This window comes from Pseudomonas sp. Fl4BN1, assembly GCF_009908285.1.
Classification (GTDB): Bacteria; Pseudomonadota; Gammaproteobacteria; order Pseudomonadales; family Pseudomonadaceae; genus Aquipseudomonas.
On the sequence record NZ_JAAARM010000042.1, the window covers coordinates 24,172 to 49,535 of the forward strand.

The 25,364-nt window shown below is 61.5% G+C and carries 21 protein-coding genes; 7 read left to right on the forward strand and 14 right to left on the reverse strand.

All coding sequences use genetic code 11. The features are described from left to right. Positions 1 to 58: 58 nt before the first annotated feature. The 4 genes from emhA (at position 59) to GV818_RS29480 (ending at position 7,382) form a co-directional block, all read left to right on the forward strand. Complete coding sequence (gene emhA / locus GV818_RS29465) at positions 59 to 1,216, forward strand: efflux RND transporter periplasmic adaptor subunit EmhA (RefSeq protein WP_161778241.1); 1,158 nt, start codon at positions 59 to 61, stop codon at positions 1,214 to 1,216. A 3-nt stretch (positions 1,217 to 1,219) separates the two neighbouring features. Further along, entirely contained in the window at positions 1,220 to 4,366 is a 3,147-nt protein-coding gene (locus tag GV818_RS29470) for an efflux RND transporter permease subunit (protein ID WP_161759989.1), read from the forward strand. Continuing rightward, positions 4,363 to 5,823 carry an AdeC/AdeK/OprM family multidrug efflux complex outer membrane factor gene (gene adeC / locus GV818_RS29475; protein WP_161759990.1) on the forward strand — a complete coding sequence of 487 codons (1,461 nt, stop codon included), beginning with the start codon at positions 4,363 to 4,365 and terminating at the stop codon, positions 5,821 to 5,823. Before GV818_RS29470 ends, adeC begins: the two co-directional genes overlap by 4 nt. A gap of 296 nt (positions 5,824 to 6,119) precedes the next feature. Next, entirely contained in the window at positions 6,120 to 7,382 is a 1,263-nt protein-coding gene (locus tag GV818_RS29480) for an OprD family porin (protein ID WP_161778242.1), read from the forward strand. Positions 7,383 to 7,487: 105 nt separating this feature from the next. On the opposite strand, the gene pcaC is transcribed toward GV818_RS29480, so the two are convergent. The 11 genes from pcaC to pcaR form a co-directional block, all read right to left on the reverse strand. After that, positions 7,488 to 7,880, reverse strand: a complete 393-nt coding sequence (gene pcaC, locus GV818_RS29485; RefSeq protein ID WP_161759992.1) for a 4-carboxymuconolactone decarboxylase — start codon at positions 7,878 to 7,880, stop codon at positions 7,488 to 7,490. Positions 7,881 to 7,902: 22 nt separating this feature from the next. Further along, complete coding sequence (gene pcaD / locus GV818_RS29490; RefSeq protein WP_161759993.1) at positions 7,903 to 8,691, reverse strand: 3-oxoadipate enol-lactonase; 789 nt, start codon at positions 8,689 to 8,691, stop codon at positions 7,903 to 7,905. An 11-nt stretch (positions 8,692 to 8,702) separates the two neighbouring features. Next, positions 8,703 to 10,067 carry a 3-carboxy-cis,cis-muconate cycloisomerase gene (locus GV818_RS29495; protein WP_161778243.1) on the reverse strand — a complete coding sequence of 455 codons (1,365 nt, stop codon included), beginning with the start codon at positions 10,065 to 10,067 and terminating at the stop codon, positions 8,703 to 8,705. Between the two features lie 48 nt (positions 10,068 to 10,115). Then, entirely contained in the window at positions 10,116 to 11,411 is a 1,296-nt protein-coding gene (locus GV818_RS29500) for an MFS family transporter (protein WP_161759995.1), read from the reverse strand. Between the two features lie 185 nt (positions 11,412 to 11,596). Then, entirely contained in the window at positions 11,597 to 12,163 is a 567-nt protein-coding gene (pcaG, locus tag GV818_RS29505; protein ID WP_161778244.1) for a protocatechuate 3,4-dioxygenase subunit alpha, read from the reverse strand. 1 nt (position 12,164) lies between these two features. Continuing rightward, a complete protein-coding gene (gene pcaH, locus GV818_RS29510; protein WP_161759997.1) occupies positions 12,165 to 12,869 on the reverse strand; it encodes a protocatechuate 3,4-dioxygenase subunit beta in 705 nt (234 codons plus the stop codon). 37 nt (positions 12,870 to 12,906) lie between these two features. Further along, entirely contained in the window at positions 12,907 to 14,112 is a 1,206-nt protein-coding gene (pcaF, locus tag GV818_RS29515; protein ID WP_178125187.1) for a 3-oxoadipyl-CoA thiolase, read from the reverse strand. Beyond that, positions 14,109 to 14,888, reverse strand: coding sequence for a CoA-transferase subunit beta (locus GV818_RS29520; protein ID WP_161778246.1), 780 nt, complete (start codon positions 14,886 to 14,888; stop codon positions 14,109 to 14,111). Before GV818_RS29520 ends, pcaF begins: the two co-directional genes overlap by 4 nt. After that, positions 14,888 to 15,745, reverse strand: coding sequence for a CoA transferase subunit A (locus GV818_RS29525; protein ID WP_161760000.1), 858 nt, complete (start codon positions 15,743 to 15,745; stop codon positions 14,888 to 14,890). Before GV818_RS29525 ends, GV818_RS29520 begins: the two co-directional genes overlap by 1 nt. A 158-nt stretch (positions 15,746 to 15,903) precedes the next feature. After that, positions 15,904 to 17,250, reverse strand: a complete 1,347-nt coding sequence (locus GV818_RS29530; RefSeq protein WP_161778247.1) for an MFS transporter — start codon at positions 17,248 to 17,250, stop codon at positions 15,904 to 15,906. A 290-nt stretch (positions 17,251 to 17,540) separates the two neighbouring features. Beyond that, complete coding sequence (gene pcaR / locus GV818_RS29535; protein ID WP_016962563.1) at positions 17,541 to 18,383, reverse strand: pca regulon transcriptional regulator PcaR; 843 nt, start codon at positions 18,381 to 18,383, stop codon at positions 17,541 to 17,543. Positions 18,384 to 19,070: 687 nt separating this feature from the next. Between pcaR and GV818_RS29540 the strand changes: the two genes are divergently transcribed. Further along, positions 19,071 to 19,271: a hypothetical protein gene (locus tag GV818_RS29540; RefSeq protein ID WP_161760007.1), complete on the forward strand. Its 201-nt coding sequence runs from the start codon at positions 19,071 to 19,073 to the stop codon at positions 19,269 to 19,271. A 376-nt stretch (positions 19,272 to 19,647) separates the two neighbouring features. Further along, a complete protein-coding gene (locus GV818_RS29545) occupies positions 19,648 to 21,123 on the forward strand; it encodes an inorganic phosphate transporter (RefSeq protein ID WP_161760002.1) in 1,476 nt (491 codons plus the stop codon). 157 nt (positions 21,124 to 21,280) lie between these two features. Here GV818_RS29545 and ccoM read toward each other — a convergent pair whose 3' ends face one another. The 3 genes from ccoM to GV818_RS29550 form a co-directional block, all read right to left on the reverse strand. Next, on the reverse strand, positions 21,281 to 21,397 hold the full coding sequence (gene ccoM, locus GV818_RS34820) for a cytochrome c oxidase subunit CcoM (RefSeq protein ID WP_015634423.1): 117 nt from the start codon (positions 21,395 to 21,397) through the stop codon (positions 21,281 to 21,283). Positions 21,398 to 21,541: 144 nt separating this feature from the next. Next, on the reverse strand, positions 21,542 to 21,703 hold the full coding sequence (locus GV818_RS34175; protein WP_177435099.1) for a hypothetical protein: 162 nt from the start codon (positions 21,701 to 21,703) through the stop codon (positions 21,542 to 21,544). Positions 21,704 to 21,862: 159 nt separating this feature from the next. Beyond that, the gene (locus GV818_RS29550) at positions 21,863 to 22,204 is read right to left on the reverse strand and encodes an aspartate-semialdehyde dehydrogenase (RefSeq protein WP_161778248.1); all 342 of its coding nucleotides are present in this window, start codon (positions 22,202 to 22,204) and stop codon (positions 21,863 to 21,865) included. 218 nt (positions 22,205 to 22,422) lie between these two features. Between GV818_RS29550 and rapA the strand changes: the two genes are divergently transcribed. Then, positions 22,423 to 25,272, forward strand: a complete 2,850-nt coding sequence (rapA, locus tag GV818_RS29555; protein ID WP_161760004.1) for an RNA polymerase-associated protein RapA — start codon at positions 22,423 to 22,425, stop codon at positions 25,270 to 25,272. Positions 25,273 to 25,364 lie beyond the last annotated feature (92 nt).

Consider the following 25,364-nt stretch of genomic DNA (forward strand, 5'->3'; position numbering starts at 1 on the left):
TCTTTTTACCCTTCCACTTTTCTTGTGCGCCTCTCGCGTGCCTGACCCGAGGATCTTCATGCAATTCAAGCCAGCTGTTACCGCTCTGGTTACTGCCGTCGCCCTGGCATCGCTGCTCAGCGGATGTAAAAAGGAAGAGGCGGCGCCAGCCCCTCAAGCCCCTCAGGTCGGCGTGGTCACCCTGCAAACACAAGCCTTTACCTTGACTTCCGAACTCCCGGGCCGGACCACTGCGTTCCGTATTGCAGAAGTTCGCCCACAGGTAAACGGGATCATTCTCAAGCGTTTGTTCAAAGAAGGTGGAGACGTTAAGGAAGGTCAGCAGCTTTATCAGATCGATCCATCGGTCTATGAGGCAACGCTGAAGAGTGCCGAGGCCAATCTGCAATCGACCAAGTCGATTTCCGACCGCTACAAGCAATTGGTCAATGAACAGGCCGTGAGCCGCCAGGAATACGACACTGCCGTGGCCAACCGCCTGCAGTCGGAAGCCTCGCTGCAAAGCGCCCAGATCAACCTGCGCTACACCAAGGTGCTGTCGCCATTGACCGGTCGTATCGGCCGTTCCTCGGTGACCGAGGGCGCGCTGGTGAGCAACGGCCAGGCCGATGCCATGGCGGTGATCCAGCAGTTGGACCCGATCTACGTCGACGTCACCCAGTCCTCGGTGGAGCTGCTGGAGTTGCGTCGTGAGCTGGAAAGTGGCCGCCTGCAGAAAGTCGGCGAGAACGCCGCCAAGGTCAAACTGACCCTGGAAGACGGCAGCCAGTACAAGCTCGATGGCAAACTGGAGTTCTCCGAAGTCTCGGTGGATGAAACCACCGGTTCGGTGACCCTGCGCGCAGTGTTCCCGAACCCTCAGCACACCCTGCTGCCGGGCATGTTCGTACACGCCCAGTTGCAAGCCGGGGTGAACACTGCAGCAATCCTGGCGCCACAACAAGGCGTGACCCGTGACCTCAAGGGCACCCCAACCGCTCTGGTGGTTGGCCCGGATAACAAGGTCGAACTGCGTCAGCTCAAGGCCAGCCGCACTGTCGGTACCCAGTGGCTGGTGGAAGATGGCCTGAAAGCCGGTGATCGCCTGATCACCGAGGGTCTGCAATTCGTCAAGCCAGGCGTTGAAGTCAAAGCCAGCGAAGCGACCAATGTAGCAGCGAAGAACCCGGCCCCCGCACAGGCAACTGACAAAGCTGCAGGCGGCAAAGGGGAGTAAACCATGTCGAAATTTTTTATCGACCGTCCGATTTTCGCCTGGGTAATTGCCCTGGTGATCATGTTGGTCGGGGCTCTATCGATCCTCAAATTGCCGATCAACCAGTACCCGAGCATTGCTCCTCCGGCGATCGCGATCTCCGTGACCTACCCAGGCGCTTCCGCACAGACTGTGCAGGACACCGTGGTCCAGGTGATCGAGCAGCAGCTCAACGGTATCGACAACCTGCGTTATGTGTCCTCGGAAAGTAACTCCGACGGCAGCATGACCATCACCGCGACCTTCGAGCAGGGCACCAACTCGGACACCGCGCAGGTCCAGGTGCAGAACAAGCTCAACCTGGCCACCCCGCTGCTGCCTCAGGAAGTGCAGCAACAGGGTATCCGCGTGACCAAGGCAGTGAAGAACTTCCTGCTGGTGATCGGCGTGGTGTCCGAGGACGGCAGCATGTCCAAGGACGACCTGTCGAACTACATCGTGTCGAACATGCAGGACCCGATCTCGCGGACCGCAGGCGTCGGTGACTTCCAGGTGTTCGGTGCCCAGTACGCGATGCGGATCTGGCTCGACCCGGCCAAGCTGAACAACTACAACCTGACCCCAGTGGATGTGAAGACCGCGGTTGCGGCACAGAACGTCCAGGTGTCGTCCGGCCAGATCGGCGGCCTGCCCGCCCTGCCCGGCCAGCAACTCAACGCCACGATCATCGGCAAGACCCGCCTGCAGACCGCCGAGCAGTTCAAGGCGATTTTGCTTAAGGTCAACAAGGACGGCTCGCAAGTGCGCCTGGGTGACGTCGCGGACGTCAGCCTGGGCGGCGAGAACTACGCCGTCAGCGCCCAGTTCAACGGCAGTCCGGCGTCCGGCCTGGCGGTGAAACTGGCCAACGGTGCCAACGCCCTGGACACGGCCAAGGCTCTGCGCAACACCATCAAGGACCTGGAACCCTTCTTCCCGCAGGGCATGAAGGTGGTATTCCCGTACGACACCACCCCGGTGGTGACTGAATCCATCAAGGGTGTGGTTGAAACCCTGGTGGAAGCGATCGTCCTGGTGTTCCTGGTGATGTTCCTGTTCCTGCAGAACTTCCGCGCCACGGTGATCACCACCATGACGGTGCCGGTGGTACTGCTGGGGACCTTCGGCATCCTCGCGGCGGCCGGGTTCAGTATCAACACCCTGACTATGTTCGGCATGGTGCTGGCCATCGGCTTGCTGGTGGACGACGCCATCGTCGTGGTGGAGAACGTCGAACGGGTCATGCACGAGGAAGGCCTGTCACCCAAGGAAGCAACGAAAAAGTCCATGGGCCAGATCCAGGGAGCCCTGGTGGGTATCGCCCTGGTGCTGTCCGCGGTACTGCTGCCGATGGCGTTCTTCAGCGGCTCCACCGGGGTGATCTACAAACAGTTCTCGATCACCGTGGTATCGGCCATGGCCCTGTCGGTGCTGGTCGCCCTGATCTTCACCCCAGCCCTGTGCGCCACCATGCTCAAGGCCGTGCCACAAGGCGAACACGCCACCGAGAAGCGCGGTTTCTTCGGCTGGTTCAACCGGACCTTCGATCGCAGCGTCAAAAGCTACGAGCGTGGCGTCGGCAACATGCTGCGGCACAAGGTGCCTTACCTGCTGGCCTACGTGTTGATCGTGCTCGGCATGATCTGGCTGTTCACCCGCATCCCGACAGCGTTCCTGCCGGAAGAAGACCAGGGCGTTCTGTTCGCCCAGGTACAGACGCCAGCCGGTTCCAGTGCCGAGCGGACCCAGGTAGTGGTCGATGAAATGCGCGCCTACCTGCTGGACAAGGAAAAGGACACCGTCGCCTCGGTGTTCACTGTGAACGGTTTCAACTTCGCCGGTCGCGGCCAGAGCTCGGGTATGGCCTTCATCATGCTCAAGCCGTGGGGCGAGCGCTCTGCGGAAAACAGTGTGTTCAACCTGGCAAACCGCGCCCAGCAGCACTTCTTCAGCTTCCGTGACGCAATGGTGTTCGCCTTCGCGCCACCGGCAGTACTGGAGTTGGGTAACGCCACCGGTTTCGACGTGTTCCTCCAGGACCGCGCCGGTATCGGTCACGACAAGCTGATGGCTGCGCGTAACCAGTTCCTTGGCATGGCGGCCCAGAGCAAAGTGCTGTCTCAGGTGCGTCCGAACGGCCTGAGCGATGAACCGCAATACCAGTTGAGCATCGATGACGAACGCGCCAGTGCCTTGGGCGTGACCCTCACCGATATCAACAACACCCTGTCGATTGCCCTGGGCAGTAGCTACGTCAACGACTTCATCGACCGTGGTCGAGTGAAGAAGGTCTACATCCAGGGCCAGGCCGGTGCACGCATGAGCCCCGAAGACCTGAAGAAGTGGTACGTACGCAACAGCGCCGGGACCATGGTGCCGTTCTCCTCCTTCGCCAAGGGCGAGTGGATCTACGGTTCGCCGAAGCTGGCCCGTTACAACGGCGTTGAAGCCATGGAAATTCTCGGTGCGCCAGCCCCTGGCTACAGTACCGGCGAGGCCATGGCGGAAGTTGAAGCCATCGCGGCAAAACTGCCACCAGGTGTCGGTATCTCCTGGACCGGTCTGTCCTACGAGGAACGTCTATCAGGCTCCCAGGCACCTGCGTTGTACGCCTTGTCCCTGCTGATGGTGTTCCTGTGTCTGGCGGCGCTGTATGAAAGCTGGTCGATTCCGATCGCGGTCATGTTGGTGGTGCCACTGGGGATCATCGGTGCACTGATGGCCACCAGCCTGCGGGGTCTGTCCAACGACGTGTACTTCCAGGTGGGGCTGTTGGTGACCATCGGCCTGGCGGCGAAAAACGCCATTCTGATCGTCGAGTTCGCCAAGGAACTGCATGAGCAGGGCCGTAGCCTGGTGGACGCCGCGGTAGAAGCCTGCCGCATGCGTCTGCGTCCGATCATCATGACCTCCCTGGCCTTCGTCCTTGGGGTTGTGCCACTGGCCGTCTCCACCGGCGCCGGTTCGGGCAGCCAGCATGCGATCGGTACCGGGGTAATTGGCGGTATGCTCACCGCGACGATTCTGGCGATCTTCTGGGTACCGTTGTTCTTCGTCACCGTATCGTCCATGGGCCGCAGGAAAGCGGACCAATCAGAAACTACTGCAAACCCTAATGAGGCTGGCCAATGAGCAAGTCGCTACTCTCCCTGGCAATCACCGCCATTGCGCTAAGTGGTTGCTCGCTGATACCGGATTATCAGCGACCGGAAGCGCCGGTGGCGGCGCAATTCCCCCAAGGCCCTGCCTACTCGCCAAAGGAGGCCGCCAACGTGGCGGCCGCCGAACAGGGCTGGCGGCAGTTCTTCCATGACCCGGCGCTGCAGCAGCTGATCCAGACCGCGCTGGAAAACAACCGTGATCTCAAGGTCGCGGCGCTGAACATCGACGCCTATGCCGCGCAGTACCAGATCCAGCGCGCCGACCTGTTCCCGGCGGTTTCCGCCAACGGCAGCGGCCAACGCCAGCGTCTGCCGGCCCGGGCTTCGAGCTCCGGCAAGGAGATGATCTCCAGCCAGTACTCCGCCACCGTCGGCATCAGCGCCTATGAGCTGGACCTGTTCGGCCGTGTCCGCAGCTTGAGCGAGCAGGCCTTGCAGACCTACTTCTCCAGCGAAGAGGCTCGTCGCAGTACCCAGATCAGCCTGGTGGCCAGCGTGGCCAATGCCTACATGACCTGGCAAGCCGACAAGGAACTGCTGAAGCTGACCCAGGACACCCTCGGGGCCTACGAAGAAAGCTACCGCCTGACTTCCCGCAGCAACGAAGTGGGTGTGGCCTCGGCCCTGGACCTGAGCCAGTCACGGACCTCAGTGGAAAACGCCCGGGTACAACTGGCGCGCTACACCCGCCAGGTGGCCCAGGATGAAAACAGCCTGACCCTGTTGCTGGGCACGGCGATTCCGGCCAGCCTGCCGACTGCCGAACCGCTGTCGGCCGACCTGCTGAGCGATCTGCCAGCGGGCCTGCCGTCGGAGCTGCTGCAACGGCGTCCGGACATCCTCGAAGCCGAGTACAAGCTGAAAGCGGCCAATGCCAACATTGGCGCGGCACGAGCAGCGTTCTTCCCGAGCATCAGCCTGACGGCCAACGCCGGCACCTTGAGCCCGGACCTCTCGGGCCTGTTCAAGGGGGGCTCGGGGACCTGGCTGTTCCAGCCGCAGATCAACCTGCCGATCTTCAACGCAGGCAGTCTGCGTGCCAGCCTGGACTACTCGAAGATCCAGAAAGACATCAGCGTCGCGCAGTACGAGAAGTCCATCCAAACCGCCTTCCAGGAGGTCTCCGATGGCCTGGCAGCACGCCAGACCTACAACCAGCAGTTGCAGGCCCAGCGTGATTTCGTCAGCGCCAACCAGGACTACTACCGTCTGGCCGAGCGCCGCTATCGCATTGGCGTCGACAGCAACCTGACCTTCCTCGATGCCCAGCGGTCGCTGTTCAGCGCCCAGCAGGCGTTGATCACTGATCGCCTGTCGCAGCTGACCAGCGAGGTCAATCTGTACAAGGCCCTCGGCGGTGGTTGGGGCGAGCAGACCGCGAAGAACGAAGCGGTATCTGAAAAGGCACCGGCGCTGCACCTGTTCTAAAGCACGCTCCGTTGCATGAAAACCCACCTGACGGTGGGTTTTTTTATATGTACTGATTAGGACATTTGTGTTCGCTGATCGCCCAGAAAGCATTTCCTCCAATTGATTGCCCCTGATGGGCGTCGCACCATTCCCGGCACCTGGACAAACCAATAACAACAGGTTCGATGCCATGCCCTCACGCCCTGCCCGTTCCGGCTGACCTTCAAGCTCCAACTTGCACATCTTGAAACCTGTCTGCATGGACTTTTACGGCAGTGCGTTGCTGCGCCCCTAACAATTAGAGAGACCGATCAATGAAGCCAAACACTGCACCTCAACCCCTTCTACCCAGCCTTCTGGCCCTGGCACTGGCCAGTGCGGCGTTGCCGGCAGTGGCCGAGGAGTCGGGCTTTTTCGAAGACGCCCAGGCCAACCTGAACCTGCGCAACTTCTACATCAACCGCAACTTCACCAACCCGAGCAAGGCTCAGGGCAAGGCCGAGGAATGGACCCAGAGCTTCATTCTCGATGCCAAGTCCGGGTTCACCCAAGGCACCGTCGGTTTCGGTATCGACGTACTGGGGCTGTACTCGCAGAAACTCGATGGCGGCAAAGGCACCGGTGGCACCCAGTTGCTCCCCCTGGATCGCGACGGCCGCCCGGCAGACAACTTCGGGCGCCTGGGAGTGGCCTTCAAGGCTCGACTGTCGCAGACCGAGGTCAAGGTCGGCGAGTGGATGCCCGTGCTACCGATCCTGCGCTCGGATGATGGTCGCTCATTGCCACAGACCTTCCGTGGCGGCCAGATCACCTCGAAGGAAATTGCCGGCCTGACCCTCTACGGCGGCCAGTTCCGCGGCAACAGCCCGCGCGACGACAGCAGCATGAGCGACATGACGATGTTCGGCAAAGCGGCCTTCACCTCCGATCGCTTCAACTTCCAGGGTGCGGAATACGCCTTCAACGACAAACGCACCCAGATCGGCCTGTGGAATGCCGAGCTCAAGGACATCTACAGCCAGCAGTTCGTCAACCTGATCCACAGCCAACCCCTGGGCGACTGGACCCTGGGCGCCAACCTCGGCTTCTTCTATGGCAAGGAAGACGGCAGCGCCCGCGCCGGCGATCTGGAAAACCGTACCTGGTCCGGCCTGTTCTCAGCCAAATACGGCGGCAACACCTTCTATGTCGGCTTGCAGAAGCTCACCGGCGACAACGGCTGGATGCGGGTCAACGGCACCAGCGGCGGCACCCTGGCCAACGACAGCTTCAACGCCAGCTACGACAACGCCAAGGAAAAATCCTGGCAGGTGCGCCATGACTACAACTTCGCCGCCCTCGGCGTACCGGGCCTGACGCTGATGAACCGCTACATCAGCGGCAGCAACGTACACACCGCCACCGTCAGCAACGGCAAGGAATGGGGCCGGGAAAGCGAACTGGCGTACACCGTGCAGAGCGGCACGCTGAAAAACCTCAACCTGAAATGGCGCAACTCCACCATGCGCCGGGACTTCAGCAACAACGAGTTCGATGAGAACCGCCTGATCATCAGCTACCCGCTCAGCCTGCTGTAAACCTGCCCCGAGCACATCGCGATCTCGCTCCTGTAGGAGCGAGCTTGCTCGCGATCAGGGGCACCGCAGATCAACCGACACGCCCCTTCGCCGGCAAGCCGGCTCCTACAGGCGCGATTCGGTGCCCAACTCGTCCCACACCGATTCCGCCAGGTGGAAGGTGGCGTTGGCCGCCGGGATGCCACAGTAGATCGCGCTCTGCATGATCACTTCCTTGATCTCGCTGCGGCTCACGCCGTTATTGGCGGCGGCCCGCAAGTGCAACTTGAGTTCTTCATTGCGGTTCATGCCGATCAGCATGGCGATGGTGATCAGGCTGCGGGTGTGCCGCGGCAGGCCCGGGCGGGTCCAGATGTCGCCCCAGGCATGGCGGGTGATCATTTCCTGGAACTCCGAGTTGAACTCGGTCAGGGCATTCAGGCTGCGGTCGACATGGGCATCGCCCAATACCGCGCGGCGTACCTGCATGCCTTCGTCATAGCGTTGTTTCTCGTCCACAAAGGGCTCCTTGAATCGTCTCTCAGGCCAGCAGGAAATCCACGACCCGGGCGCTGAAAGCGTCGCCGGCCTGGACGTTGGACAGGTGCGCGGCATAGAACTCGGCGTACTCGGCGCCCGCCACGTGCTGCTGGATGAAGTGCCCGCCGGACGGTGGTGTCACGGCGTCTTCAGTGCCGGCAATCACCAGGGTCGGCACCTTGATCACTCCCAGTTGCTCACGGAAATCCGCATCCCGCACCGCCGCGCAGTTGGCCGCATAGCCTTGCGGCGAGGTGGCCGCGAGCATGTCAGTGATCTGCTTGGCCTGGTCAGGGTGAGCTTCGGCGAAGTCGGCGGTGAACCAGCGGGCGATTGAGGCATCGCGCAGCGCCACCATGGCCGCCTGGCCATCACGCAGCACGGTCTCGATCCGCGGGTTCCACACCGACGGCTCGCCAATCTTCGCCGCGGTGTTGCACACCACCAGCTTGTGCAGGCGTTCGCCGGCGTTGATCCCCAGCCACTGGCCGATCAACCCGCCCATGGACAAACCGCAGAAATGCGCGCGCGGGATATCCAGGGCATCCAGCAGCGCGACGACGTCGCGCCCCAGTTGCTCGATGCTATAGGGGCCTTCGGTGACCAGGGAGCGGCCATGGCCACGGGTGTCCATCCGCAGCACCCGGAAATGCCGGGTGAAAGCCGTCATCTGCTTGTCCCACATGTTCAGATCGGTGCCCAGGGAGTTGGACAGCACCAGTACCGGCGCGCCCTCGGGCCCTTCGAGTTGATAGTGCAGATCGCCCTCGGCGAGTTTCACGAATCCCACAGCAGTCTCCTTCAGGCCTTCAAGGCAAAATGTTCAGCCACGGCACGCTCGACCCAGGCCTGCGCCTGGCCCAGGTAATGCGCCGGGTCCAATAGACGGTCCAGGTCCGCCGCCGACAGCTCGGCCGTGACCTGGGGCTCATCCCCCAACACCGCGCGCAGATGGCGCTGTTCGGCCACCGCGCGCTTGCAGCATTGTTCCAGCAAATGGTGGGCGGTTTCCCGGCCCAGGCGCTGGGCCAGGGCGATGCTCACCGCCTCGGCAAGCACCAGCCCCTGGGTCAGGTCGAGGTTGCGCGCCATCCGCGTGCTGTCGACTTCCAGACCCTCGGCCACCAGCAAGGCTTGTTGCAGGGCGCCGGACACCAGGCAGCAGATTTCCGGCAGGGTTTCCCATTCGGCGTGCCACAGGCCCAGGCTGCGTTCGTGCTCCTGGGGCATGGCGCTGAACATCGTCGCCAACAGGCCAGGCACCCGAGTCGCCGCGCTGATCAAGACCGCTGCACCCACCGGATTGCGCTTGTGCGGCATGGTGGACGAACCACCCTTGCCCGGCGCCGAGGGTTCGAAGACCTCGGCCGCCTCGGTCTGCATCAGCAGGCTGATGTCCCGTCCCAGCTTGCCCAGGCTGCCGGCCAGCAAGCCCAGCACCGAGGCAAACTCCACCAGGCGATCGCGCTGGGTGTGCCAGGGCTGTTCCGGCAGGCTCAGGTGTAATTCGTCGGCCAGGGCTTCGGCGATGGGCAGCGCCTGTTCACCCAGGGCAGCCAGGGTCCCGGAGGCACCGCCGAACTGCAGCACCAGCAGGCGCGGCTTGAGTTGCTGCAGGCGCTCGCGACTGCGGGTCAGAGCCCCCAACCACCCGGCGATCTTCATGCCCAGGGTCACCGGCGTGGCGTGTTGCAACCAGGTCCGTCCGGCCATCGGGGTCGCGGCAAAACGTTTGGCCTGGGCGGCCAGGATCCCCCCCAGGCGCTCCAGGTCCTGCTCCAGCAGTTGCATGGCGCGGCGCAGTTGCAGCACCAAGCCGCTGTCCATCACGTCCTGGCTGGTGGCTCCCAGGTGCACAAAGCGCTCGGCCTCGCCATCGCAGCGGGCAATCTGCTTGCCCAGGGCCTTGACCAGGGGAATCGCCGAATTGCCGGCCGTGGCAATCGCTTCGCCCAGCAGTTGAAAGTCATACAGCGCGGCGTGACAGGCCGCCTCGATGGGCGCCACCGCACTGGCGGGGATCACCCCAACCCGGGCCTGGGCCCGGGCCAGGGCCGCTTCGAAATCGAGCATCGCCTGGACCCGCCCCTGATCGCAGAACACTCTGCGCATTTCCCGGGCAGTAAAGTAGGCATCGAACAACTGATTGCTCGCAGTCAAGGTCATAAACAGTCCTTAGCAAGCCTGCGCCCGAGCCGGGCGCAGGCACACAGGTCAAAGATCGTGGTGCAGGTACGCGGCCTGTTTCGGCAAACGCAGGCTGAACAGAAAGGCAATCGCCATCATCACTGTGACGTACCAATAGAAGGTGTTTTCCATGCCCATGTTCTTGAAGTTCAGGGCCACCCACTCCGCCGAGCCACCGAAGATCGCATTGGCCACCGCATAAGCCAAGCCCACCCCTAGCGCGCGCACCTGCGGCGGGAACATCTCGGCCTTCACCAGGCCGCTGATGGAGGTGTAGAAGCTGACGATGGACAGGGCCAGAGTGATCAATACGAAGGCCAGGAAAGGGCTGGTAACGGTCTTCAGGGTCAACAGGATCGGTACCGTGAACAAGGTACCCAGGGCACCGAACCAGAGCATCGAACGGCGCCGGCCGATCTTGTCCGCGAGCATGCCGAACAACGGCTGCATGCACATGTAGAGGAACAGCGCGCCGGTCATGATGTAGCTGGCGGTTTTGGCGTGCATGCCTGCGGTGTTCACCAGGTACTTCTGCATATAGGTGGTGAATGTGTAGAAAATCAGCGAGCCGCCGGCGGTGTAGCCGAGCACGGTAATAAAGGCCGCCGAGTGATTCTTGAACAACGCCGCGATGCTGCCGGCGTCCTTGTCCTCGCGCATCTCCTTGCTGGTGGTTTCCTTTAGCGAACGGCGCAGCAGCAGGGAGATCACCGCCGCCATGGCGCCGATCACGAATGGAACGCGCCAGCCCCAGGCCTTGAGCTCCGCTTCATCGAGAAACTGCTGGAGGATCACCAGCACCAACACCGCCAGCAGTTGCCCGCCAATCAGGGTCACGTACTGGAAGGAAGCGAAGAAACCGCGCTGGCCCTTGAGCGCCACTTCACTCATGTAGGTGGCGGTGGTGCCGTATTCGCCCCCTACCGACAGCCCCTGAAACAGGCGCGCCACCAGCAGCAGGAACGGTGCCCAGGCGCCGATGCTGGCATAGGTCGGCAGGAAGGCAATGACCAGGGAACCGGCGCACATCATCAGCACCGAGATCATCATCGAGTTCTTGCGCCCGTGGCGGTCGGCGACCCGGCCGAACAACCAGCCACCGATGGGGCGCATCAAAAAGCCTGCGGCGAACACCCCGGCAGTGTTGAGCAACTGCACCGTAGGATCATCAGAGGGGAAGAACGCCGGAGCAAAGTAGATGGCGCAAAAGGCATAGACGTAGAAGTCGAACCATTCCACCAGGTTGCCGGAGGAGGCACCGACAATTGCAAAAATCCTTTTGCGGCGTTCCTCTCCGGTGTAGTGACTTGTAGTTGTAGTCATGGCTTTTCACTCGTGGGGGACAGTGTGAGTCTAGACACACCTGGCAACATTCCCGCTCCCTGTAGCCGCCGCCGAAAGCTCGGGTGGCGTGTCGGCGATAGCGCCAGCGTCAGCGTAATCGCCACGCCCGGGCTGGCGCAGCCTGTGACAGCCGCCACAAGAACCAGGACGGCAGTCGCCTCCCGTCAGTAGTCGAAGAACACGGTTTCCGCATCAGTGCCTTGGAGGATCACATTCCATTGGTACTGGCCGCTGGCATCCGTCTTGGCCAGCAAGGTCTCGCGACGCTCTGCGGGCACACAGGCCAGCAACGGATCGGCAGCATTGGCCGGCTCGCCGTCGAAGTAGATGCGGGTCAGCAGGTGCTTGACCAGGCCGCGGGCGAACACCAGCACCACCAGGTGCGGCGCCTGGATCGTGCCCTTGAGGCCCGGGACAGTACCCGGCTTGATGGTGGTGAAGCGAAAGCGCCCCTCGGCATCCACCGGCACCCGCCCGAAGCCCTGGAAATTCGGATCCAGGGCTTTGTCCTGGTCGTCTTCAGGGTGGCGATACTTACCGGCAGCGTTGGCCTGCCAGACTTCCAGCATCGCGTCGTTGACGAAGTTGCCGTTACCGTCCACCACCTGGCCGGTGATTGCCACCCGCTCGCCCAGGGTACCGGCCTGGGTCAGGTCCTCGCGGTTCAGCCAGGTCAGGCCGATGTGGTAGTAGGGGCCAACGGTGTGGGACGTGGTCGCGGTCAGGGTCATGTTATTTCTCCATCGGCGTGGCGTCACGGCCGCGCAGGACGATGTCCCAACGGTAACCGAGGGCATAGGAAGGAATGGTTTTCTCCAGGTCGAAACTGGCGATCAGGCGTTCCTTGGCACGGGTGTCCGGCACGCAGTTGTAGATCGGGTCGTAGGCCAACAGCGGGTCCCCGGGGAAATACATCTGGGTCACCAGACGGGTGAGGACACTCGGGCCGAACAGCGAGAAATGGATGTGCGCCGGACGCCAGGCATTGTGGTGGTTGCCCCACGGATAAGCGCCGGGCTTGATGGTCTGGAACTGGTACCAGCCATCGGCGTCGGTGACGGTGCGCCCGGTGCCGGTGAAGTTCGGGTCCAGGGGCGCGTCGTGCAGGTCGCGGTCATGGTTGTAGCGACCGGCGGCGTTGGCCTGCCAGATCTCCACCAGGATCCCCGGCACCGGCAGTCCGTTTTCGTCCAGTACCCGGCCGTGGATGATGATCCGCTCGCCCTGGGGCTCACCGGCATGCTGGGCCGTCAGGTCGTTGTCCTGGTCCTGCAGGTACTCGGCGCCGATGCTTGGGCCGGTGATTTCCGACAGCGAATGGGGCAGGAACACCAGCGGCTTGGACGGCGACCGGGTGTTGGTCGACTGGTAGGCCGGGTGCAGATAATCAGGCTGAGTACCCGCTTGCGGGCGCCGGTAACCGGGCTTGTCACTCATGGTGGTTCCTCGTTCTCTTCTTATATAGGGCAGTCATTCAGACGCGCTCGATGGCCAGTGCCAAACCTTGGCCAACACCCACGCACATGGTCGCCAGGCCTTTTTTACCACCGGTCTTTTCCAGTTGATGCAGTGCGGTCAACACCAGGCGCGCGCCGCTCATGCCCAATGGGTGACCCAGGGCGATAGCACCGCCGTTGGGGTTGACCTGCGGCGCGTCGTCCGCCAGACCCAACTCGCGCAACACCGCCAGACCCTGGCTGGCAAAGGCCTCGTTGAGCTCGATGACGTCGAAGTCACCGACCGCGATCCCTAGGCGCTCAACCAGCTTGCGCACCGCCGGCACCGGGCCGATGCCCATTACCCGAGGTGCGACACCGGCGCTGGCCATCCCCAGAACTCGCGCACGCGGCGTCAGGCCGTGTTTTTTCACTGCCTCGGCTGAGGCCAGGATTAATGCCGCAGCACCGTCGTTGACCCCCGAAGCATTGCCGGCGGTGACGGTCTTGTCCGGGCCATTGACCGGTTTGAGCTTGCCCAGGGTCTCCAGGGTGGTGTCGCCACGAGGATGCTCGTCCTGCTCCACCACGGTCTCGCCCTTCTTGTGGGCGATGCGCACAGGGACGATTTCCTCGGCGAAGAACCCTGCGGCCTGGGCGGCGGCGGTACGCTGCTGGCTGCGCAGGGCAAAGGCGTCCTGGTCAGCACGGGACACCTGGTAGTCGTCCGCTACGTTGTCGGCGGTCTGCGGCATGGCATCCACGCCGTACTGGGCTTTCATCAGCGGATTGATGAAACGCCAGCCGATGGTGGTGTCTTCCAGTTTCATGTTGCGCGAGAAGGCGCTGTCGGCCTTGCCCATGACAAAAGGCGCGCGAGACATGGACTCGACGCCGCCGGCGATCGCCAGTTCCATCTCACCACTGGCAATGGCACGGAACGCGGTGCCGATGGCATCCATGCCCGAAGCACAAAGGCGGTTGAGGGTGACTCCCGGCACGCTGTCCGGCAGACCTGCCAGCAGCAACGCCATGCGTGCCACATTGCGATTGTCCTCACCGGCCTGGTTGGCACAGCCGAAGAACACCTCGTCCAGGGCGTTCCAGTCCACTGCTGGATTACGTTCCATCAGCGCCTTGATCGGTACCGCAGCCAGGTCATCGGCGCGGACTGCCGACAGCCCCCCGCCAAAACGGCCAATGGGGGTACGGATCGCATCACAGATAAATACCTCACGCATCAGGCTTCTCCAGGCGCTTGACCATGGGCCGCGGCAGTGCGGGCTTCCAGGTCACGCAGGGCAGTGAGTTCGACTTCGGTAGGGACGGCGGTCTCGGCCACCTGATCGGCGAAACGGATGGCCCAGCCAGTGGCGGCCACCACCTGCTCGCGGGTCACCCCCGGGTGCAGTGCCGTGACGATGAATTCATGGCTGCCGGCTTCCGGCTCCATGATGCACAGGTCGGTGATGATTCCCACCGGACCGGCTCCAGGCAGGCCCAGGCGCTTGCGCGAGTCGCCGCCTTCGCCGTGACCGACGGAAGTCACGAAGTCCAGCTTGTCGACGAAGGAACGCGACGACTGCTTGAGGATGATCAACACGCTTTTTGCCGAACCGGCAATCTCTGGAGCACCGCCGGCGCCCGGCAGGCGTACCTTGGGCCGGTGATAGTCACCCACCACGGTGGTATTGATGTTGCCGAAACGGTCGACCTGGGCCGCACCAAGGAAACCCACGTCAATGCGTCCACCCTGCAGCCAGTAGCGGAAGATCTCACCGGTGGGGACCACGGTATCGGCGGTTTCCGCCAGCTCGCCGTCACCAATGGACAGCGGCAATACGCTGGGCTTGGCACCGATTGGGCCGGACTCGTAGATCAGCACCACGTCCGGCGACGAGGTCAGGCGCGCCAGGTTGGCGGCCTTGGACGGCAAGCCGATGCCGACGAAGCAGACCGAGCCGTTCTGCAGGCGACGGGCCGCCGCAACAGTCATCATTTCGTTGGTGGAGTAGGTCATTACTTGGCCTCCGAAGCGGCGGCCAGCTTGGCCTGGAATTCACTGAAGTCAGCACTGCCGTGGATGTATTCGTTGATCCACGCGGTGAAGGTCTCACGGTCGCGGGCGATGGGGTCCCAGGCCTGATAGAAGCGATTGTCACGCTCGGAGTAGCCGTGGGCGTAGGACGGATGAGCACCGCCAGGCACATGGCAAACCGCACTCAGGGCCCAGGTTGGCAATACGCAGGCGTTCATCGGAGCCTTCAGGTCATCGACGATTTCCTCGACGGTGACAATGCAACGCTTGGCGGCCAGGGCCGCTTCTTTCTGCACGCCAAGGATGCCCCACAACAGGACGTTGCCCTGGCGGTCGGCCTTCTGTGCGTGGATCACCGTGACGTCAGGGCGTACCGAAGGCACCGCGGCCAGCACTTCACCGGTGAAGGGACAGGTCACGCTCTTGATCAGCGGGTTGACCTTGGGCAGATCCGAGCCGGCATAGGCCCGCAATACCGCGAATGGCAGGCCGGAAGCGCCTGCAACGTAAGCGTTGGCCAAGTCGGCGTGGCTGTGCTCCTCGATCTCCAGGGGCTGCGGCCATTGTTTTTCCACGGCGTCGCGCAGGCGATGCAGGGAACCCACGCCAGGGTTGCCACCCCAGGAGAAAATCAGCTTGCGAGCGCAACCGGCACCGATCAACTGGTCATAGATCAGGTCAGGCGTCATCCGTACCAGGGTCAGGTCTTTCTTGCCCTGGCGGATGATTTCATGACCTGCGGCCGTAGGGATCAGATGGGTGAAGCCTTCGAGCGCGACGGTATCGCCGTCGTTGATGAACTGCTTCACCGCGTCGTGCAGCGAAAGGATTGCAGCCATGGGTGGGGTCTCCCGGTTGTTATTCAGCGACTGGAGAAAAGGCGCTCTGGGCGCGCCGCAGTGACTGAAGATTAAGCCGGAGCAAAACCCCAAACAATCCGATAATCGACTGAGCGTTCGATTATCGAACGGATTGTTGCGAGGCTATCGATCCTCTCTCAGGTGGCGTCCGCATGGCTGACCATGCCTTTGATCACCACCGCAGTGGTGGCCAAGGCCGCCGGGATCACCAAGGCCGTCAGCACCTGCTCGAAGTTCCAGCCCAGGCCCAGCAGGGTGGCACCCATCCAGGCGCCGAGAATCGCGCCGAACCGACCGATGCCGAGCATCCACGACACCCCGGTAGCACGCCCCTGAGTCGGGTAGAAACGCGCAGCCAGGGACGGCATCGCCGATTGCGCGCCGTTGACGCACATGCCAGCGATCAGGACCAAAGTGGCAAGTACAGTGATGTTGCCCAGGCTCTGCCCGACGGCGTAGGCGAAGACTCCGGCCAGCAGGTAGAAACAGCCAATCACCTTGTGCGGGTTGAAGCGATCCATCGCCCAACCCACCCCCACAGCACTAAGGACCCCGCCGAACTGGAACAAGGCGCCGATAAAGGCAGCCTGCTCCATGCTGGCGCCGCTGTCGCGCATCAAGGTCGGTAGCCAGCTGGTCAGCAGGTAGACGATCACCAGCCCCATGAAATAGGTCAGCCACAGCAATAAAGTGCCGGTACTGTAGGTGCCGGAAAAGATCACCGCAAAGACGTTGCGCGCCTTCACTGTCTTCTGCTCCGGCACGCTGAAACTGCCCGCCTCGCTGACGATGGCCACGGCAATCGGCGCCAGGGTCTTGCGGACCTTGTCGGTGCCGCGATTGCGTACCACCAGGTAACGCGCCGATTCCGGCAGCCAGACCACCAGCACCAGGGCCAGGATCAACGGCAGGACGCCGCCGATCAGCAGCAGGCTGTGCCAACCGAAAGCCGGTATCAACTTGGCGGAAATGAAACCGCCACCAGCCATACCCAGGTTGAAACCGCAGAACATGCTGGTCACCAGCAACGACTTGTGGCGCTCGGGGGTGTATTCCGAAAGCAGCGTAGTGGCGTTGGGCATTCCCGCCCCCAGCCCCAGACCGGTGAGGAAGCGCAATATCAGCAACTGATCGACGTTGCTGCTGTAGGCCGAAGCCAGGCTGAAGGCACCGAACAGCAATACCGCGCCTACCAGCACCACTTTGCGGCCGAAGCGGTCAGCCAGAGGCCCGGAGCCCAGGGCACCAAAGACCATGCCGATCAACGCGGCACTCATCACCGGGCCGAGGCTGGCACGGTCGATCCCCCAGTCCTGGGAAAGCGCCGGGGCAATGAAACCCATCGCGGCGGTGTCCAGGCCATCGAGGAAGACAATCAGGAAACACAGGATCACCACTCGCCACTGGTAACGGGACAAGGGCTGGGCATTGATGAAGGACTGCACATCGAGGCAGTTCCCTACAGCGGATTGGGGTTGGTTCATGGTGTTTATTTCCACGCTAAAACGCAGGCGAGCGCATGCCGCCAGGGCTGATCAGGTCACTTGAGAAAAGATGGTGGAATCAGGCGATTCTAGCGGGACGGCAGGAACGGTCGCGGCAACGACGCAGGGAAAGCGTGCTCATGTGTGTTGGCCTCTTCTTTATTATTGGGCGGGTCATCGGCGGCAGGCAGGTCACACCCGTTGCCGCCGATGACGCTGCCGCGACATTAATGAGCCAGGGGAAACAGCGTCAATTCATCAGAGGCTTATCTGTGCGTTTATCGAACAGCTTAAGCAAACAACTGGGCGCTGAGATCGCGGCTGGCACTCAACAGGCCAGGAAGAAACCGCTGCTCCAGCTCGGCACGACTGACCCGACCAGCGTGAGTGCTGACGTTCAGTGCCGCCAGCACCTGGCCCGAGGCGTCGTACACCGGCACCGCAATGGAACGCAGCCCTTGCTCCAGTTCCTGATCGACAATGCACCAGCCCTGCTGACGGACTTGCTGCAGGCATTCCAGCAGCGCCTCCGGGGTATGCAGGGTACGGCTGGTCTTGGCCTGCAGGTCAGCGTGCTCGAGGTATTCGTGCAGCGAGGAGTCATCCAGAGCGGCCAACAGAATGCGCCCCATTGAAGTGCAGTAGGCCGGTAACCGCCCGCCTACCGAGAGGTCGACGGAGATCAACCGCTGGGTGGTCGCGGAACGGGCGATGTAAAGAATGTCGTCGCCTTCCAGGGTTGCCATGTTGCAGGCTTCGTGCAGTTGCTCGCTCATGCGGTCCAGGTAGGGTTGTGCGGAAACCGCCAGGGGTGTCGACGACAGGTAGGCGTGACCCAGGGTCAGCACTTTGGGCAACAATGAATAGGTGCGCCCGTCGGTGGTGGCGTAACCCAGCTTGATCAGGGTATGCAGGCAGCGACGCACTGCCGCTCGAGGAATCTCCGTGCGGTGGCTGATCTGGGCGATGGTCAGGTGTCGCTTGCGCTCCTGAAATGCCTGTACCACCGCTAGCCCCCGAGCCAGAGACGTCATGAAGTCCGGGTCGCCGGTCAGCGCCTGAATCCTCTTCGCCGCGGAAGCCACAATCGGTGGAGCTACTGAGGTAAAGGAATTACGCATCTGATCGTTCATTTCAGGTTCTCTGCGACGAAATTCTTACGTATTACAAGCCGTATTGGAGACACAGCACAAGCCGGCACCTGCAACATTGGGCGATTATCGAACCATCGACCGATAATCGCAACCTGCCGCCCGGGCTGCGACAAAACATTAACCCGCTGACTTATTGCAAAAACTCATCGTCGCAATCGCTATTCGGATGCTGGTGTGGCAGGTCACTTTTCAGCTCGTCACTTGTATAAAGAGGAGAATCACCCCATATAGACTTCGAGCAGCAGAGTGCGAAGACAAAAACCGTCGTAGAGGAAGTGATTAGAACTTTCGTGTCACAAAACGCTCACAATAAAGTTGGCAGTTTTAAACTTGTGAGCCATAGAGTTATTCTTCGCCGAGGCTATACTGTTCGAGTGAGGAACGTGGAGTCGGTCCCGCCTCTGCCTCAATCAGGTGGCTTTAGGTTGTAATCAGTCATCTGTCGCAAGCGCTTGACCACAAATCAGATTCGGCCAACCCGCTTGCAATAAACAACACTGTTGCTACGACAGTCGTTTTCATCCGGTGACGTGGCCGCATGCAATAAAGGGCACGCTTTAGAGAATCAAGAGTCAGCGCCCCAACAGGCAATGAGTCTGGTGCTTTATGGCCGCTCCAAGGCAATGCGTTGCACCGGAATGGACCTCTAGCCAATTAGGTAACACTGTGACGAAAGACGAACTGCGCGCGGAACTTGAGCGCCAGGAGCAACGTTACAAGGAAGTTTATGGCGGCGAAATCACCCGCTATGCCGCCCAGCCTGAACCTGAACGCAAACCCTGGCGCAAACGCGCAAGTGTTATCGATCAGGCCTTCAGCCAAGAGCTGCAAAAGATGGAAAAAGAGCTCAAGGCCGAACAGCCATAATGCTGGCGGCCTGATTTTATCAGGGCTTGCTCCCTTGACCGCTCGATGATCTCAGCGGCCAGGCAGACTATTGATGCTCGCTACCCCGGGCCCCTTACCGCCTCGCCCCACCTGGGCGAGGAGAGACACCCGGCAGGCCCTTTCTTTGTAATTTCATACAAGCGTTTGAAGCCCCACATTCCCTGGGTCAAACCACTACTCGCGACGTTTTAACCCAATAAAGTCAATGACTTGCCAAGCCCGGCAAAAATTGGCGAAAACTCTGCTCTCGGTCAGCTTTTTCGTTGAAGAATGTTACCGATGAGCACCTTGTGCATTGATTACCAGGGTTTTCTGGCATAATCGCGCCCCCTTATGACCGGGTCAGAAAACCTTCATGATCGATTTATTCAGCGGACTGGATGCTTGGGTGCTTGTGAGCCTCTTGCTCGCCCTGGCTTTTGTCCTTGCCTACGAGTTCATCAACGGCTTTCATGACACCGCTAATGCGGTTGCCACCGTGATCTACACCAAAGCGATGCCGCCGCACCTGGCCGTATTCTTTTCCGGCGTATTCAATTTCCTCGGTGTGCTGCTGGGCGGCGTGGGCGTAGCCTACGCCATCGTCCACCTGTTACCGGTCGAGTTGCTGATCAATGTCAACACCGGTCACGGTCTGGCCATGGTCTTCTCGTTGTTGGCCGCGGCCATCGCCTGGAACCTGGGCACCTGGTACTTCGGTATTCCCGCCTCCAGCTCCCACACCCTGATCGGTTCGATCCTCGGTGTCGGCCTGGCCAATGCCATGCTCAACGACATCCCCCTGAGCGATGGCGTGAACTGGCAGAAAGCGATCGATATCGGTGCGTCCCTGGTGTTCTCACCGATGGCCGGCTTCCTTATTGCAGCCTTGGTATTGCTCGGCCTGAAATGGTGGCGCCCGATCTCGAAGATGCACAAGACCCCGGAACAGCGGCGCAAGGTCGATGACAAGAAGCATCCGCCATTCTGGAACCGTCTGGTGCTGGTTATCTCGGCCATGGCCGTAAGTTTCGTCCACGGCTCCAACGACGGCCAGAAAGGTATCGGCCTGATCATGCTGGTACTGATCGGTATCGTGCCCGCCCAGTTCGTGCTCGACCTCAACAGCACCACCTACCAGATCGAACGGACCCGGGACGCAACCCTGCACCTGAGCCAGTTCTATCAGCGCAATCACGATTCCCTGGGCGAGTTCCTGGCCCTGGGTAAAAGCGTGAAAGACGATCTGCCGGGTAAATTCCGTTGCAATCCGCAACAGACCGAACCGACCATCGCCGCGCTGCTGGGCAGCCTCAAGGGAGTTTCCGACTACCACGCCCTGTCGCCGGAAGGCCGCATCGAAGTACGTCGCTATCTGCTCTGCCTGGACGACACCGCGAAGAAGGTCGGCAAGGTGCCTGGCCTGACCGCCCGTGAAAAGGCTGACCTCGACAAGCTGCGCAAAGACCTCACCGCCACCACCGAGTACGCACCGTTCTGGGTGATCCTGGCCGTCGCCCTGGCTCTTGGCCTGGGCACCATGATCGGTTGGAAGCGCGTGGTACAGACCATTGGCGAGAAGATCGGCAAGCAAGGCATGACTTACGCCCAAGGCATGTCGGCGCAAATCACTGCGGCGGGCCTGATCGGCCTGGCAAACATCTTCAGCCTACCCGTCTCCACCACCCACGTCCTCTCCTCCGGCGTGGCCGGGACCATGGTCGCCAACAAGAGCGGCCTGCAAGGCGGTACGGTGAAGACCATCCTCCTGGCCTGGATCCTGACTCTGCCTGCGACCGTGGCCTTGTCTGCCGGCTTGTTCTGGGCGGCCTCCAAGGTCCTGGGTACCTGATACCTACCCCGCAATAAAAAAGGTGCCCCCCTCAAGGGGCACCTTTTTTTATGCCTCAAACAAAACTGGCTGAACGTATCCTGGCTTTCTTACAGGCAAAAAAAAGGGCAACCGAAGTTGCCCAAAATGCCTTGCGTGCTCGTTGCTCTGGAGAGACTTAAGGTTTTTTACGCTTATTCGCGTCTTTCCAGATGAAGAATCCAAACCCTGCGAAAAACAGAACCATGAGGCCGACTGTCAGCACTCCGGCGATCACCACATTGTCGAAAAACATGACTAGCCTCCTGCTCTTGCCTCGTTGCGATAGGGCTAAGTTAACCAAAGAGGCGGGAGGGAAAATTGACCGGGGTCAATGTCACCCAAGACGGGGCGCGAGGAAGGGGGAATAACTGACTTGTATCAACAGAAAGCGCCCTGTTCAGCGCTTTTTCGGTTTGTTTTTCGATTTTTTCTTGGCTTTCCCCAAAGGCATGGCTTGCTCGAATGCCTGACGCACCTCGTTCAGGCGCTTCTCATTCAGGTCATGCACGCGCTTGGCACGCTCAGCGTTCAGGTCGATCAGTTTGTCGTCTTGATTCATGGCTTGGCTTGCATCACTAGAAGTCAATATCGGCCGCACTGCTAGAGGTGCAGAGCGACCCCGGCGGATGTACCAATAATGCGGCGTGGCGTCACCGCTGGCCAGTGATCAGACCCGTCCTCAGGCAATAAAGTCGCTGCTGAGTGTTTTTTCCACCACCTAGACCTCGACATCCACCCACAAGCCCTGGCGCGGGGCGTCTTCAATCAAGGGCGCCACCGGCACGGTGTTATCGGCATTCAATTCGTCGCCAGGCACCGCCAGATGCTGCTCCGGATCCTCTTCGGCTTCACGCTGACGTCGCTGTTTTTCCTGCTGGCGCTGCTGTTCCTCACGCAACAACAGGGCCGATTGCTCGTGATCGCGCTTTTGCAGGTCGATGGTGCTTTCGTTGGAGCTTTCCTGCACAGGCACCACCGGCGGGATGTCCGGGCGCTGGCGGATCGGATCCTGCTGGGAGGTGATAGGCACGGCACTCAAGGGGAGCATCGGTGGCAGCATATTATTAGTCTCCTGTCGGCAGGATGTCGGCTGCGGCATGGGCGACTTGAGCCATCGGTCGCAAAACTGTGACCCAGTCGTCAGCCAATCGTGCCCTCGTATCCAGCGAACACCACGGTACGCTACCGTTTAATCCAGGCGTTTTTATCAGAGTTCTTTGGACTAGAAGCGTCGTTCCGTTAAGATAGTCGGCTTTTTCAAAGCGGGAGTCAGGCAGCATGGCGCAGCAGTATCAACCGGGGCAACGCTGGATTAGTGACAGCGAAGCCGAGCTAGGTCTAGGCACCGTTCTGGCACAGGACGGCCGCTTGCTGACCGTGCTCTATCCGGCCACTGGCGACACCCGCCAGTATGCGCTACGGAATGCGCCCCTCACTCGCGTGAGGTTCTCTCCGGGTGACAGCATCACCCACTTCGAAGGTTGGAAAATGACTGTCCAGGAAGTCGACGACGTCGACGGCCTGCTGGTCTATCACGGTCTCAACGGGCAGAACGAAGCCGTTACCCTGCCGGAAACCCAGCTCTCGAACTTCATCCAGTTCCGTCTTGCCAGCGACCGTCTGTTCGCCGGGCAGATCGACCCGCTGGCCTGGTTCTCGCTGCGCTACCACACCCTGGAACACACCAGCCGCCAGTTGCAGTCCTCGCTCTGGGGCCTGGGCGGCGTGCGCGCCCAACCCATCGCCCACCAGTTGCACATTGCCCGTGAAGTCGCTGACCGTATCGCGCCACGGGTCCTGCTGGCGGACGAGGTAGGCCTGGGCAAGACCATCGAGGCCGGCCTGGTGATCCATCGCCAACTGCTCTCGGGTCGCGCCAGCCGGGTGCTGATCCTGGTTCCGGAAAACCTCCAGCACCAGTGGCTGGTGGAAATGCGCCGGCGCTTCAACCTGCAAGTGGCCCTGTTCGACGAAGAGCGCTTTATCGAAAGCGATGCCAGCAATCCGTTCGAAGACACCCAGTTGGCCCTGGTGGCTCTGGAATGGCTGGTGGACGACGAGAAGGCCCAGGACGCGCTGTTCGCCGCCGGCTGGGACCTGATGGTGGTGGACGAAGCCCACCACCTGGTGTGGCACGAAGAGCAGGCCAGCCCGCAATACGCGCTGGTCGAGCAGCTTGCCGAGACCATCCCCGGTGTGCTGCTGCTGACCGCGACCCCGGAACAACTGGGTCAGGACAGCCACTTCGCCCGCCTGCGCCTGCTGGACCCGAACCGTTTCCACGACCTCGCCGCCTTCCGCGCCGAGAGCGAGAACTACCGTCCCGTGGCCGAAGCCGTACAAGAGCTGCTGGATAAGGGCCGCTTGTCCCCTGAAGCACACAAGACCATCCATGGTTTCCTCGGCAACGAGGGCGAAGCCCTGCTGGCTGCGGTCAACGATGGCGACAGCGAAGCCAGCGCGCGCCTGGTGCGCGAGTTGCTGGACCGCCATGGCACCGGCCGCGTGCTGTTCCGTAATACCCGCGCTGCGGTACAAGGTTTCCCTGAGCGCAAGCTGCACGCCTACCCGCTGCCGTGCCCGGACGAATACCTGGAACTGCCCCTGGGCGAACACGCCGAGCTGTACCCGGAAGTCAGCTTCCAGGCATTGCCTGACGCTGTGGACGAAGAACAGCGCTGGTGGAAGTTCGACCCTCGAGTCGAGTGGCTGATCGATCAGTTGAAGATGCTCAAGCGCACCAAGGTCCTAGTGATCTGCGCCCACGCAGAAACCGCCATGGACCTGGAAGATGCCCTGCGCGTGCGCTCCGGCATCCCGGCAACAGTGTTCCATGAAGGCATGAACATCCTTGAGCGCGACCGCGCCGCGGCATACTTTGCCGACGAAGAGTTCGGCGCCCAGGTGCTGATCTGCTCGGAAATCGGCAGTGAAGGCCGCAACTTCCAGTTCGCCCACCACCTGGTGCTGTTCGATCTGCCATCGCACCCTGATCTGCTGGAACAGCGTATTGGCCGTCTCGATCGGATCGGCCAGAAACATGTGATCGAACTGCATGTGCCTTACCTGGAAACCAGCCCGCAAGAACGTCTGTTCCAGTGGTACCACGAGGCGCTGAACGCCTTCCTCAATACCTGCCCGACCGGCAACGCCCTGCAGCACCAGTTCGGCCCACGCCTGCTGCCACTGCTGGAAAACGCCGATGACGGCGAATGGCAAGCGCTGATCGACGAAGCCCGTGGCGAACGCGAGCGCCTGGAAGCCGAGCTGCACACCGGCCGTGACCGCCTGCTGGAACTCAACTCCGGTGGTGCCGGTGAAGGCGAGGCGCTGGTGGAGGCGATCCTCGAACAGGATGACCAGTTCGCCCTGCCGATCTACATGGAAACCCTGTTCGACGCCTTCGGCATCGACAGCGAGGACCATTCGGAAAACGCCCTGATCCTCAAGCCCAGCGAGAAAATGCTCGACGCCAGCTTCCCCCTGGGCGACGACGAAGGCGTGACCATTACCTACGACCGCAACCAGGCGCTGTCCCGCGAGGACATGCAGTTCATCACCTGGGAGCACCCGATGGTGCAAGGCGGCATGGACCTGGTGCTGTCCGGTTCCATGGGCAACACCGCCGTGGCGCTGATCAAGAACAAGGCGCTGAAACCTGGCACCGTGTTGCTTGAGCTGCTGTACGTGAGTGAAGTGGTCGCCCCGCGCTCGCTGCAACTGGGTCGCTACCTGCCACCGGCTGCCCTGCGCTGCCTGCTGGATGCCAACGGTAACGACCTGTCGGCACGGGTAGCCTTCGAGACCCTGAACGACCAGCTGGAAAGCGTACCCAAGGCCAGCGCCAACAAGTTCATCCAGGCCCAACGCGACCAACTGGCGCCGAAGATCAACGCCGGTGAAGCCAAGATCGCGCCACGTCACGCCGAGCGCGTGGCTGAAGCGCAACGCCGGCTGGCGGCTGATACCGATGAAGAACTGGCGCGCCTGACCGCGTTGCAGGCCGTCAACCCGACAGTCCGTGACAGCGAGCTGGTAGCCTTGCGTCAACAACGCGAACAGGGCCTGGCGCTGCTGGAAAAAGCAGCCCTGCGCCTGGAAGCGATCAGGGTGCTGGTGGCGGGCTGATTGCCCGGTTTCGCACGCTGAAGAAAAGGCCCGCATTGTGCGGGCCTTTTTTATGACCTCGCGCCCGCCCAGACAGCGCCCTTGAGTTACCC

Excerpts from the sequence above, each read along its gene's own strand:
- GV818_RS29530 (WP_161778247.1), bottom strand. The coding sequence starts at position 17,250 with ATGAACCAACCCCAATCCGCTGTAGGGAACTGCCTCGATGTGCAGTCC.
- GV818_RS29495 (WP_161778243.1), bottom strand. The coding sequence starts at position 10,067 with ATGACCTTGACTGCGAGCAATCAGTTGTTCGATGCCTACTTTACTGCC.
- GV818_RS29520 (WP_161778246.1), bottom strand. The coding sequence starts at position 14,888 with ATGACCTACTCCACCAACGAAATGATGACTGTTGCGGCGGCCCGTCGC.
- ccoM (WP_015634423.1), bottom strand. The coding sequence starts at position 21,397 with ATGTTTTTCGACAATGTGGTGATCGCCGGAGTGCTGACAGTCGGCCTC.
- GV818_RS29550 (WP_161778248.1), bottom strand. The coding sequence starts at position 22,204 with ATGCTGCCACCGATGCTCCCCTTGAGTGCCGTGCCTATCACCTCCCAG.
- rapA (WP_161760004.1), top strand. The coding sequence starts at position 22,423 with ATGGCGCAGCAGTATCAACCGGGGCAACGCTGGATTAGTGACAGCGAA.
- emhA (WP_161778241.1), top strand. The coding sequence starts at position 59 with ATGCAATTCAAGCCAGCTGTTACCGCTCTGGTTACTGCCGTCGCCCTG.
- GV818_RS29480 (WP_161778242.1), top strand. The coding sequence starts at position 6,120 with ATGAAGCCAAACACTGCACCTCAACCCCTTCTACCCAGCCTTCTGGCC.
- GV818_RS29545 (WP_161760002.1), top strand. The coding sequence starts at position 19,648 with ATGATCGATTTATTCAGCGGACTGGATGCTTGGGTGCTTGTGAGCCTC.
- GV818_RS34175 (WP_177435099.1), bottom strand. The coding sequence starts at position 21,703 with ATGAATCAAGACGACAAACTGATCGACCTGAACGCTGAGCGTGCCAAG.
- GV818_RS29500 (WP_161759995.1), bottom strand. The coding sequence starts at position 11,411 with ATGACTACAACTACAAGTCACTACACCGGAGAGGAACGCCGCAAAAGG.
- adeC (WP_161759990.1), top strand. The coding sequence starts at position 4,363 with ATGAGCAAGTCGCTACTCTCCCTGGCAATCACCGCCATTGCGCTAAGT.
- pcaR (WP_016962563.1), bottom strand. The coding sequence starts at position 18,383 with ATGAACGATCAGATGCGTAATTCCTTTACCTCAGTAGCTCCACCGATT.
- pcaG (WP_161778244.1), bottom strand. The coding sequence starts at position 12,163 with ATGACCCTGACCGCGACCACGTCCCACACCGTTGGCCCCTACTACCAC.
- GV818_RS29525 (WP_161760000.1), bottom strand. The coding sequence starts at position 15,745 with ATGGCTGCAATCCTTTCGCTGCACGACGCGGTGAAGCAGTTCATCAAC.
- GV818_RS29470 (WP_161759989.1), top strand. The coding sequence starts at position 1,220 with ATGTCGAAATTTTTTATCGACCGTCCGATTTTCGCCTGGGTAATTGCC.
- pcaH (WP_161759997.1), bottom strand. The coding sequence starts at position 12,869 with ATGAGTGACAAGCCCGGTTACCGGCGCCCGCAAGCGGGTACTCAGCCT.